Consider the following 12,662-nt stretch of genomic DNA (forward strand, 5'->3'; position numbering starts at 1 on the left):
TCAGCGGGTTTCGTTGAAGAGTTCGCGACCGATCAGCATCCGCCGAATCTCGCTGGTGCCGGCGCCGATTTCATACAGCTTGGCGTCACGCAACAGGCGCCCGGCGGGGAATTCGTTGATATAGCCGTTGCCGCCCAGGATCTGGATCGCATCGAGGGCCATTTGCGTGGCGCGTTCGGCGCTGTAGAGGATCACCCCGGCGGCGTCCTTGCGCGTGGTTTCGCCGCGCTCGCAAGCCTGGGCCACCGCGTAGAGGTAGGCGCGGCTGGCGTTGAGTTGGGTGTACATGTCAGCGACCTTGCCCTGGATCAGCTGGAATTCGCCGATGCTCTGGCCGAACTGCTTGCGGTCGTGGATGTACGGCACGATCAGGTCCATGCACGCCTGCATGATCCCGGTGGGGCCGCCGGAGAGCACCACGCGTTCGTAGTCGAGGCCGCTCATCAGCACTTTCACGCCGCCATTGAGCACGCCGAGAATGTTCTCCTCGGGCACTTCCACGTCATCGAAAAACAGCTCGCAGGTGTTGGAGCCGCGCATGCCCAGCTTGTCGAACTTGGTGCTGCGGCTGAAGCCTTTCCAGTCGCGCTCGACGATAAATGCGGTGATGCCGTGGGGGCCTTTTTCCAGGTCGGTCTTGGCGTAGATCACATACGTGCTGGCATCGGGGCCGTTGGTGATCCAGGTCTTGCTACCGTTGAGCACGTAGCGGTCGCCGCGTTTGTCGGCGCGCAGTTTCATCGAGACCACGTCGGAGCCGGCGTTCGGTTCGCTCATGGCCAGCGCACCGATGTGTTCGCCACTGATCAGCTTTGGCAGGTACTTGAGCTTCTGCGCGTGGTTGCCGTTGCGGTTGATCTGGTTCACACACAGGTTGGAGTGAGCGCCGTAGGACAACGCCACCGACGCCGAGCCGCGGCTGATCTCTTCCATGGCGACCACGTGGGCCAGGTAACCCAGGCCGGCGCCGCCGTATTCTTCCGGCACGGTGATGCCGAGCAGGCCCATGTCACCGAACTTGCGCCACAGGTCGGCGGGGAACAGGTTGTCGATGTCGATCTGTGCCGCGCGCGGGGCGATTTCCTTGGCCACGAAGGACTGCACCTGGTCGCGCAGCATGTCGATGGTTTCACCGAGGGCGAAGTTCAGGGACGGGTAACTCATGGACAGGCACCTTAATGTGAGCTTTGTTGTTGTGTGGATGGCGCACCAGGGAAGGGTGCTCACCTTTACGTTAACGTAAGCTTGCGTTAAGGCGCTGTCAATCGTAGTTTACGTTTACGTCAACCTACAAAAAAGACAACAGGGGTCGTTATGGATCAACCGAACCAGAGCTACAGCCGTGGCACGCAGGACAAGGCCTTGCTGGCCATGACCATTGGCCAGGCCTTCGATCACACCGTCGCGCGATACCCCGATGGCGAAGCGTTGATTGTCCGCCACCAGCAGCGCCGCTACACCTGGCGGCAACTGGCCGAGGCGGTGGATCTGCATGCGCGTGCGTTCCTCGCCCTGGGCATGCAGACCGGTGATCGCCTGGGCATCTGGGCGCCCAACTGCGCCGAGTGGTGCATCAGCCAGATCGCCAGCGCCAAGCTCGGGGTGATCCTGGTGAATATCAACCCGGCCTATCGCAGCAGCGAGCTGGAGTACGTGCTCAAGCAGTCCGGCTGCCAGTGGCTGGTGTGTGCCGGGTCGTTCAAGACCTCCGATTACCATGCCATGTTGCAGGAACTGAAGCCCGACCTGCGCGGGCTTATCAGCCTCGACCCCAGCCCGCCGCCGGGATTCCTGCCCTGGGCGCAGTTGGCGGCACTCGGCGCCGGCATCCCGCCCGAACACTTGCGTACTCGCCAGGCCAGCCTGCACTTCGATCAAGCCGTCAACATTCAGTACACCTCCGGCACCATCGGCTTCCCCAAGGGGGCCACCCTCAGTCACCACAACATTCTCAATAACGGCTACATGGTCGGCGAAAGCCTGGGCCTGACCGCGCAAGACCGCCTGGTCATCCCGGTGCCGCTGTATCACTGCTTCGGCATGGTCATGGGCAACCTCGGTTGCATCACCCACGGCACCACCATGATCTACCCCAATGACGGCTTCGACCCGTTGCTGACCTTGAGCGCCGTCGCTGAAGAGCGCGCCACCGGTCTGTATGGCGTACCGACGATGTTCATCGCGATGCTCGATGACCCACGCCGCGGCGAGTTCGACCTGGCGACCTTGCGCACCGGCATCATGGCCGGCGCCACGTGCCCCATCGAGGTGATGCGCCGGGTCATCAGCGAGCTGCACATGGGCGAGGTGCAGATTGCCTACGGCATGACCGAGACCAGCCCGGTGTCGCTGCAAACCGGCGCGGAGGATGACCTGGAGCGCCGCGTGACCACCGTCGGCCGCACCCAGCCGCAGCTGGAAAGCAAGATCATCGATTCCGATGGCAATACGGTTGCACGCGGGGAGATCGGCGAATTGTGCACCCGTGGCTACAGCGTGATGCTCGGTTATTGGAACAACCCCGACGCCACCCGCGAGGCAATCGACGACGCCGGCTGGATGCACACCGGCGACCTGGCGAGCATGGACGAACACTGTTATGTGAGCATTGCCGGGCGCAACAAGGACATGATCATTCGCGGTGGGGAAAACGTCTATCCGCGCGAGCTGGAGGAGTTCTTCTTCACCCATCCGGCGGTGGCCGATGTGCAGATCATCGGTATTCCGGATGCGCGTTACGGCGAGGAGATCGTCGCCTGGGTCAAGTTCCATCCGGGGCATGTGGCCAATGCGCTGGAACTGCAGACCTGGTGCAAGGGGCGCATCGCACACTTCAAGACGCCCCGGCACTTCAAGTTCGTGGATGAGTTTCCGATGACGGTGACCGGCAAGATCCAGAAATTCCGCATGCGCGAGATCAGCATTGAGGAGCTGAACATCCGCCGCTGATGCGGGGTGCATGCCTACCGCGTCCCGCGCGCGGGTGTTGCCTAGAGTGGCGCAATATTTCGCCACTCGAAGGCTACACGCATGACAGACAGCATCACTGACCCACCCGCCGACAGGGTGTCGGACCTGCAAAGTCCGCACCTGAGTGTCATCAAGGACAATACTCCCGACTGGTACACCGAGGCGCAGGGCAGCCGCAAAACTGAACTGGCGTCATTGGACCTGCGTATTCCCGACTGGTACAAAAAGGCCCCGCAGGCTGACAGGGACCGCCTGGGCAAGGTGCACAAGCGCAGCCGGGCGTCGTTGAACCAACTGGATCAGATGCTCGGTGAGCTGAAGCCACCGGCAGAGTATGCCGAGCCCCTTTTGGCGGCCGCGATCGAACAAAAGTTCGGGAAACGGCTGGACACCAGGAAGGTGTTCTATGCGCGCAAACTGGAGCAAACCAGCTGCGACGCACAGCTCACTGAGGTCTCGACCACACGCGTCAGCGAATTGGGCCCGCAGTTTTATTCTTATAAAGGTGTCAGCCTGTTGGAAGCGGCGCTGAACAACTTTGCCCCGGACCAGGCGAATGAGCCGGTGTGCGCGGACTGTCACTTGATCACGGGGTACGATTTTCACCGGTATTCAAGCGCGCTGGTGCACACCTCAGCCAATGTCAAGTCGCTCAAGCTCGACATCAAGGCCCACGCGTTCGCCCAACTGTGCAGGGACTTGGATCTGGGGCGTTCCTACTACGAATACCTGCGAGCCACCATCAACCGCCATAGTGCGCCGGCAACCCAGAATCAGCCGGCGGGCAAGTTATATAGCAGCCTGATCATCAGTCATCGAAACCAATTGGAACTGGCGGCAGAAATCGCGGTGATGAAGGGCGATATCCAGCCTGCGCAACACCAGTTGATCTGCAGCCTGCTGGTTAATCAGTCCACCGGTAAGTGGTCAGGAAAAGCGGTCAAGTTTTCGCCGTTGCGGCTGTGCAATATTTCCATCAAGAACATCCTGGTCATAGGTGCGGTGGAGTGGCCGGACAGCCCAAGGAATGCCCAGTACGTGGCGCTGCCCTGCATGGTGTATATCCCTGGCGATCCGCTTTATCCACTCAAGAGCTACGAACACATAGCCGCCTTCACCGACCACTTGACCACACGCCTGTGCCAGGCCGAATACCGGAAATTTTTCAGCCAGTTCGTGCCGCTTGCCGATCAGTACCGGTTTTTTACCCGGCTCAAGGTCGTGCTTGACCCCGACGCGGCGCATGCCGAGGATGAGGATTTTGTCCCCGCCAATAAAGGTCGAATCACCGACCAGGGAAAGTATGGCGCCGCATGGCGTGATGTCTGGATGAACTGCGCGATGCAGCGTATCCAGCTGATCATGGACAACGCCAGTGCCGCTGCGGCCTCCACCCAATCGATGGACGATCAGGCCGATAAGGCCCGGCTTTGGTCATGGGGCGGCACGGTGCTGGATATTCTCAATCTGGCGTCCTTCGTGGTGCCCTTCCTGGGGGAGGCCATGCTGGTCGTCGCGGCCGTGCAGATGGTCTATGAGATAGGCGAAGGCGTTGAAGCGTGGTCCGACGGCGACACCCGCACGGCCTGGGCGCACTTTTCGGCGGTGGGGCTGGATCTGGCCGGGCTGGCGGTGCCCCATGTGCTGATGGCAGCCAAAGACACGGCATTTATCAAGCGCCTGGTGCGGGTGGAACTCGGCGGGCGCACGCGTTTGCACAGTGTCAATCCGAGCCAATACCTGCACCGGATCGCCTTGCCCAAAGGGCTGCGCCCAAACGCGCATGGGCTATATGCCCATGAGGGAAGCCTCTATCTGCCGGCAACTGACGGTGGCCACTACCAGGTCGTTACCGGCTCGGAGGGGGAATCCAGGCTTCTGCATCCCGATGGCGATTCACGTTATGCACCGCGCATCCACCATAACGGCACGGGCGCCTGGGTCCATGAGTTCGAACAACCCCTGACGTGGGACCGCAAGACCTTGCTACGGCGCATTGGCCATACGGTCGATCACCTGAGCGATAGCCAGCTCGAGCAGGCGCGGCTATTCAGCGGGGTGTCGGATGACGCGTTGCGCCAGGTGTTCGTCGAGCGCCGGGCGCCGCCGCCGCTCTTCAGGGACATGCTGCGGCGATTTGAGTGCGACGCCAGGCATCAGGCGTTTATCGACCGGTTGAGCAGCTCCGACCCCAACGTGTTCAGCCGCGTCAACTGGTACATGCAAGTGAAGTTGTTGATCGATAATGGCATGTGGCCTAAATCGCGGGTGCTGCTGGCCTTTGATTCCGAGGGCGATCTGACGTGGCTTTCAGCCAAAGTGAGAAACCCACGGGAGGTGGTCAAGTTGCAGCCTAAACATCTCGACAGTGGGGCCCTGTTTCCCGCCATGCTCGAACAAATGACTGAAGCTGAAATACGCGAGTTGTTGGACGAGGACGAGGTCGAGCGCGAGATACTCGCGGAGCAGGTGATGCTGGGCATCATTACGCCCGGTGAGCGTTCGGTTGACGGTAAACCGACATTCACCGAAGAACGCATGGCGCAACTGATGCGCGCAGAACGCGCACCTGCGGTCAGGGCGGCACGGTACCGGGATCGATTGCTGACAGCGGCTAAAAACACCCGGGCTGAGCTGTTCAATCTGGAAATGTCGGCCGGTGATATCTCCAGTGATGTCCATGTCCAGTGGCTGCAGCGCAGCTTTCCCAGCCTGCCTAAATTGGCTGCCGAAGAGATAGTCGCCCATGCCAGGCCCGATGAGTTGGCACGCTGCATCGAACCCACATCACGCTTGCCGTTGCGGTTGGCCGAAGAGGCACGCCGTTACGCACAGAAGGCGCGCGTCATGCGCGCACAGGCGGATCTTCTGTTCGACAACGCGCTCACAATGGACGGCGTACACCTGGCGCTGCACAAGCTGGCCGCCATCCCGGGGAAGCTGGATGGGGTGTGTATTGAGCTGCGCGCCGATACGTATGAAGGGGCTGTGCTGGACCGGGTCGGCGATACGACCGCCCCCAGGCAGCTTCGTCTGATCCGCAGTGACATGAAGGAGTGGATGTTATACAGCGTGCCGCAACAAAGACTCTATTGGCGCCATGACAAGGACGCCTTTTTCAGCGCGCTGTGGCTTGCCAGCGGCGGTCGGTTCACCCGCTGGCCAGCGTTGCAATCGTCCACCAAGGCCTTGAAAGCGCAACTGGCGCACTTGCCGCTGGACGAGCAGGCAAGCCGGCGTGCGCTGGGCCTGCAACCGATCAGGCCCGGCTTCAAATCCCCGATGCGTCTGGCGGATGGGCGCATCGGTTATCCGTTGAGTCCGGTGGGCGGCGTTGCACAGCGTCCGTTTGATTGCACGATGAAAGCCATGCTGCTGTACTCCAAGCCCCTGGAGGAGGTCGAGAGCCTGCTCGGGCTTCAAGGTGCCTCGGATGCCGTGCTGTTGGCGAGGCTGGTGCACCTGGAAACCGAGTTTTCCGACCTGAATAAAGCGCTGGTCAACTGGCAGGAGGAGGACTCCGGCTATGCGAGTGCCAGGCGCAGAGTGTCGACGACGATCAAATATGCCTGGCAGCGAATTGCGTTCCAGCAATGGCTGGTAGATGGAGTACTTATCGGCCCCGGCCTCGATCTGTCCACTGAAGCGGTGGGTGAACTGCCTGCGATTACCGCCAATATGGATCATGTGGGCAATTTGAAGTTATGTGGAATGGGGCTTTCAGACGAATCGTTGCCTTTTTTGCAGGCGTTTGGTGGCTTGCGCTGGCTGGACATGAGCGAAAATAATTTAACCCAACTGCCGGTGTTTCGAGACGGCGGGGCAGGGCTGACCGCACTCAACTTGCGCAGCAATGATATCCGGCTGACCGAGCCGAGCCGATTGCGGCTGGAGAGCCTGCAGCAGTTGAAGAGTTTGAACCTTGGATACAATCGACATTTGGGTTGGTCTGCCAATCTGAGCCGCCTGCGCCAGTTGAACGAGCTGCGTCTGCCGTATACCGGCACCACCCGGTTCCCCGTCGGCGCCGAGCGTTTGCCTGCCCTGACCTTGATCGATCTGCATTCGAACCAGATCACCACGTTGCCTGAATACGCTTATGAGCACCGCGAGCGCATCAATGTGCACGAAAATCCCTTGTCGGCGGCCACCCTTGCGCGCCTTGAAATGGGCGAAGAATGGGGCGATCACATCACCTCGCAGGAAGCGCGCGACCGTTGGTTGGAGGAGGTCCCGCCCGCCGAGTTGGCGCGGTACGGTGCGATCTGGGATGAGCTGTCGGGCTGCACTGGTTCGACAGATTTTTTTACTGTCTTGGCCGACACCACCCGCAGTGCCGAGTACGCCAGTCAAACTGCCCGACCCGAAATTACCCGGAGGGTCTGGGACATGCTTGAGGCTGCGAGTGAAACCGAGAGTATCCGGCAGTCGTTATTCTCGATCGCCGACGGTCGCATCACCTGTGGCGACGGCAGTTCGGTTGAATTCATGAACCTGGAAAGCGAGCTGATGGCGGCCAGGGCGCTGGAGTTGGTGCAAACGCAGAATGCGGAGGGCGCGCTGATATCCACTGCCCGCAAACTGTTCCGTCTACACCTGGTGGACGCCATTGCGCAACGGGATGTCGTGGCCAGGGGGCCGGCGTTCACTGAGCAGGTCGAAGTGATCCTGGCTTATCGCATCGGTCTTGCAGACAGGCTGGGGTTACCGGTCAAGTCCCGTGAGATGTTGTTCCCCCACCAGGCCAACGTCAGCGCCGCGGCGATTGATGAAGCTTATGCAACCGTGCTCAGGGAGGAGCGGGATGCCACTAAGCAGGAGGTGTTTTTTGTGGGTTGCCCGTTTTGGGAAAGGCACCTTCAAACCCATTACTCGCAAGCGTTCAACGCATTGATAGCGCCAGAACTGGAGCTGCTCGAGAAGAAAAGCACTGCGTTGGATGAACTGTCGGATCTGCAACGCGAGCAAGACAGTGCAGCAGATCAGGCGACGCAAGACGTGTGGCAGGCAAGCTATGACGCGGCGGCCGACCGGCTGGCGGGTCTGTTGGGCAAACGCCGGGATGAAATTCTGGTATCGGGCTCGATGCAAAGTGCTTTTTACGTGAGAGAACACGAGCAGGTGAGTGCCGCACGTCAGGCGCTGGAACAACGTGCCCGGCAAATCTTGACACGCAAGGTGCTTGATAACGCCGCAGACGAGGAGGGGACATTACCCTGAGTGATGGTCGTGCAGAAAGCACAAAGGGGACCCGAGGGTCCCCTTTAATTTGTCGTTGCGTGCTCTTTTTTTATTATTGAGGGGCGGTCTATTGTTGTTTTTGGCAACCGTTACCCTTTACCGCTGTTTTTGGCGACCCCCATTCGGGGTCAAGAGCAAACGTATTTTTTTGAGCGCTGATCTGCTTCTTCGTTATCGATCCAACCAGTGGGTAGCTACCTGAGGTAGTTTTATTTTTCTCTAACCGGTTGCGGGTTGCGGCACGCCGTACCCTGCGAAGCACATCTTCTCCAAAAAAATCTGTTAGCTGCGTCTCTGCCGTGTTGTTTTTGTTATGTCAGAGTCGTTTCGTCTTATTTTTATTAGGTTTGGCGCTTTTTATTCTTGTTATGCCATAGAGATAGCAGAAGCCGTGCCAACTTTACAAAATCCTTTAAAATCAATGAGTTAAATTTTGTATAGGCAACGGCCTACGGCAAATGCGACAAAATATGTTCCCGTGTTACTCGATGTGTAGCTGTGCGGTAACACATTGTGACGCCCGCGCTACTCAACTGGCGTTACGTGCCTTGGCCACCCGCGAGCCGGTAGGCCGGCCCAACACCTGGCTGATGTGCTGGCCCGCGCGCATCAATGCGTCCAGATCGATACCGGTGTCGATGCCCAGGCCATTGAGCAGGTAGAGCACGTCTTCGGTGGAGACGTTACCGCTGGCGCCCTTGGCGTAGGGGCAGCCGCCGAGGCCCGCGATAGAGCTGTCGAACACATTGATACCTTCGAGCAGGCTGGCGTAGATATTGGCGATGGCCTGGCCATAGGTGTCATGGAAGTGGCCGGCCAACTTGTCGCGTGGTACCTGCGCGCCCACCACGTCGAACAATCTGCGAGTGGCGCCTGCCGTGCCGGTGCCGATGGTGTCGCCCAGGGACACTTCATAGCAGCCCATCGCATACAGTTCGCGCGCGACCGCCGCCACTTGCTCCGGCGCGATCTCGCCCTCGTACGGGCAGCCCAGCACACAGGACACATAGCCACGCACGCTGATGCCGTGCTGCCTGGCCTGTGCCATCAGCGGCGCAAAGCGTTCCAGGCTTTCACTGATGGAGCAGTTGATGTTGCGCTGGGAAAACGCCTCGGACGCCGCGGCAAACACTGCGACTTCCTTCGCCCCGGCCGCCAGCGCGTCTTCAAAGCCGCGCAGGTTCGGCGCCAGTGCGCCGTAGGTCACGCCGGGCTTGCGCTGGATCTGCGCGAACACTTCGGCAGAGCCGGCCATCTGTGGCACCCACTTGGGCGAGACAAAGCTGCCGACTTCGATATAGCTCAAGCCCGCCGCGCTGAGGGCATCCACCAGGTGAACCTTGTCGGCCACGCTGATGGGCTGGGCTTCGTTCTGCAAACCGTCGCGCGGGCCGACTTCCACCAGGCGTACGTGTGAGGGGAGGGGCATGGCAGCTACCTTCTGGTTAATGACCGGCCTGGTTCATGGTCTGGGCGAGGGCCTGGGTGCAGCGCTCTTCGGCGGTGTCCAGTTCCAGTTTCATCTGTTCGATATCCAGCAACTGTTGCTCCAGTTGCTCACGGCGCTCGGCGATCTTCGCGAGCATGCTGTTGAGCTGGATATGGTTGCCGCTGGTGGGGTCGTAGAGTTCGATCAGCTCGCGACACTCGGCCAGGGAAAAACCAATGCGCTTGCCGCGCAGGATCAGCTTCAGGCTGACCTTGTCACGCGCCGAGTAGATGCGCTCCTGGCCCCGGCGTTCCGGGGCCAGCAGGCCTTGTTCTTCATAGAAGCGAATGGCGCGGGTCGTGATGTCGAGCTCGCGGGCGAGGTCGGAGATGCTGTAGGTGGTGCTCATGGGGGCGCTCAAGAAGGTCTTGGCGCTAAGCTAATGTCAGGTTGACGTTTACGTCAAGGCGCATTGCTCAGGGGGCTGCTTCGCGGCCCGACGCAGGGCGAGCCTGCTCGCCACGGCAAGTCCGCTCACCCGGGCTCAAGCCTGCTTGCCATCGAGCTTCTTCTCATGCGCGGTCACCTGCTGGCACAGCTCGATCATCTGCTCGCGCATCCAGCGATTGGCCGGGTCCTGGTCGGTGCTTTCGTGCCAGTACAGGTGGGTTTCCACCGGCGGCACATCGTTGACCGGCAGGTTGAACCAGTGCAGTTCATGGCGACGGGCGAAACGCTCCGGCACGGTCATGACCATGTCGGTCTGCTGCAGCACCTGCGAGGCCATCAGGTAATGCTGGGAGCGCAGGGCGATCTTGCGCTGGATGCCCATCTTGCCCAGGGCCAGGTCGACGTGGCCCAGGCCGTTGCGGCGGCTGGAGATATGAATGTGGGTCAGCGACAGGTAGTCATCCAGGGTGAATTTGTCCTTGCCCGCCATCGGGTGGCCCTTGCGCATGGCACACACGTAGCGGTCCTCCATCAGCTTGACGTGGCGCACTTGCGGGTCGGTATTGAGCGGCGCATCCACGGCAAAATCCAGGCGCCCGGCCGCCAGTTCCTTGGTGGTCTCGCGGCGTTTGGACAGGAAGCTCTCGATCACCACGGTCGGCGCCAGGCGGCGCAGGCGCTGGAACAGCAGGGGCAGAATCACCGCCTCGGTGAGGTCGGTCATGCTGATGCGATAGGTCTTGGCCGCCTGCTGCGGGTTGAAGATGCGGCTCTCCTGCACCGACACCCGCAGCAACGACAGCGCATTGCGCACCGGGCCGATGATGTTCTGCGCCATCGGCGTAGGCACCATGCCTTGTGCGGTGCGCACGAACAGCGGGTCGTTGAAGGTTTCCCGAAGACGCGCCAGGGCGTTGGACACCGCCGGCTGGGTAATGCCGACAATCTGCCCGGCGCGGGTCAGGTTGGCTTCGGTGTAGATCGCGTCAAAGACGATAAACAGGTTGAGGTCGACCTTGCTCAGATTCATTTCGTTGCGCTCTTATTGTTAGGTGTCCATACGCCGATCATATATCGGTGATGAATGTTAATACACGCCGAGAATAGGCTAGGTAAATTATCAGCGCTGTTCTAGCATCGATTGCATGACCTAAACAACCTCTCAGAGAAGGGAGCTGCTCATGGATTTCGCCTATTCGCCCAAGGTTCAGGAACTGCGTGAACGCGTCACTGCGTTCATGGATGCTTACGTTTACCCGGCCGAGCCGGTGTTCGAACGCCAGGTCAGCGAAGGTGATCGCTGGCAGCCCACCGCCATCATGGAAGAGCTGAAAGCCAAGGCTAAGGCCGAAGGCCTGTGGAACCTGTTCCTGCCTGAATCCGAACTGGGCGCCGGCCTGACCAACCTTGAATATGCGCCGCTGGCCGAAATCATGGGCCGCTCGCTGCTCGGCCCGGAGCCGTTCAACTGCTCCGCTCCCGACACCGGCAACATGGAAGTGCTGGTTCGCTACGCCAATGAAGAACAGAAGCAACGCTGGCTCGAACCGCTGCTGCGCGGCGAGATTCGCTCGGCATTCGCCATGACCGAGCCGGATGTGGCCTCCTCGGACGCCACCAACATGGCCGCCCGCGCCGAGCGCCAGGGCGACGAGTGGGTGATCAACGGTAAAAAGTGGTGGACCTCCGGCGCCTGCGACCCGCGCTGCAAGATTCTGATCTTCATGGGCCTGAGCAACCCGGATGCGCCGCGCCACCAGCAACACTCGATGATCCTGGTGCCGGTGGACGCCCCCGGCGTGAAAATCGTCCGGCCACTGCCGGTGTTCGGTTACGACGACGCCCCCCACGGCCATGCCGAAGTACTGTTTGACAACGTGCGTGTGCCGTATGAGAACGTGCTGCTCGGTGAAGGCCGTGGCTTCGAGATCGCCCAGGGACGCCTTGGCCCGGGCCGTATCCACCACTGCATGCGCTCAATCGGCATGGCCGAGCGCGCACTGGAATTGATGTGCAAACGCTCCGTCAGCCGCACCGCGTTCGGCAAGCCGTTGGCGCGCCTGGGCGGCAATATCGACAAGATCGCCGACTCGCGCATGGAAATCGACATGGCGCGCCTGCTGACCTTGAAGGCCGCCTACATGATGGACACCGTGGGCAATAAAGTGGCGAAAAGCGAAATTGCCCAGATCAAGGTGGTGGCCCCGAACGTCGCCTTGAAGGTGATCGACCGGGCGATCCAGATCCACGGCGGCGCTGGTGTGTCCAACGACTTCCCGCTGGCCTACATGTACGCCATGCAACGCACCCTGCGCCTGGCCGACGGCCCGGACGAAGTGCACCGCGCAGCGATCGGCAAGTTCGAGATCGGCAAATATGTGCCTAAAGAGTTGATGCGCAGCGGGCAGTAAAAGCACACGGGCTGTTGAGGGTTAAAGACAAAGCTTACAGCCGCTGGTGGCAGCATTGATCTAGTTTTCGATGAAGACTTTTTAGAGAAAACTCAATGCTGAGAGTATCCCCAACCTCCCATTCTGTCGTCCGACCCTCCATCGCTGATTCAGGTGATGGG

7 protein-coding genes are annotated in these 12,662 nt (G+C 60.4%); 3 read left to right on the forward strand and 4 right to left on the reverse strand.

Features of this window, described 5'->3' with window-relative positions; all coding sequences use genetic code 11:
* Complete coding sequence (locus AC07SI_RS23475) at positions 1–1,164, reverse strand: isovaleryl-CoA dehydrogenase (RefSeq protein ID WP_495006598.1); 1,164 nt, start codon at positions 1,162–1,164, stop codon at positions 1–3.
* A 150-nt stretch (positions 1,165–1,314) separates the two neighbouring features.
* On the opposite strand from AC07SI_RS23475, the gene AC07SI_RS23480 reads away from it, so the two are divergent.
* On the forward strand, positions 1,315–2,949 hold the full coding sequence (locus AC07SI_RS23480; RefSeq protein ID WP_495006599.1) for an AMP-binding protein: 1,635 nt from the start codon (positions 1,315–1,317) through the stop codon (positions 2,947–2,949).
* A gap of 81 nt (positions 2,950–3,030) precedes the next feature.
* Entirely contained in the window at positions 3,031–8,190 is a 5,160-nt protein-coding gene (locus tag AC07SI_RS23485; RefSeq protein ID WP_495006600.1) for an NEL-type E3 ubiquitin ligase domain-containing protein, read from the forward strand.
* 550 nt (positions 8,191–8,740) lie between these two features.
* On the opposite strand, the gene AC07SI_RS23490 is transcribed toward AC07SI_RS23485, so the two are convergent.
* From AC07SI_RS23490 to AC07SI_RS23500, 3 genes are all read right to left on the reverse strand, one after another.
* Complete coding sequence (locus tag AC07SI_RS23490; RefSeq protein ID WP_495006601.1) at positions 8,741–9,640, reverse strand: hydroxymethylglutaryl-CoA lyase; 900 nt, start codon at positions 9,638–9,640, stop codon at positions 8,741–8,743.
* Between the two features lie 16 nt (positions 9,641–9,656).
* Positions 9,657–10,049 carry a MerR family transcriptional regulator gene (locus tag AC07SI_RS23495; protein ID WP_106803382.1) on the reverse strand — a complete coding sequence of 131 codons (393 nt, stop codon included), beginning with the start codon at positions 10,047–10,049 and terminating at the stop codon, positions 9,657–9,659.
* Positions 10,050–10,184: 135 nt separating this feature from the next.
* Positions 10,185–11,120 (reverse strand): LysR family transcriptional regulator, encoded by a 936-nt coding sequence (locus tag AC07SI_RS23500; protein ID WP_017136514.1) that lies wholly within the window; start codon positions 11,118–11,120, stop codon positions 10,185–10,187.
* Between the two features lie 151 nt (positions 11,121–11,271).
* Between AC07SI_RS23500 and AC07SI_RS23505 the strand changes: the two genes are divergently transcribed.
* Positions 11,272–12,501, forward strand: coding sequence for an acyl-CoA dehydrogenase (locus tag AC07SI_RS23505; RefSeq protein ID WP_029298342.1), 1,230 nt, complete (start codon positions 11,272–11,274; stop codon positions 12,499–12,501).
* Positions 12,502–12,662 lie beyond the last annotated feature (161 nt).

The organism is Pseudomonas sp. GW821-FHT05D12, from assembly GCF_059419825.1.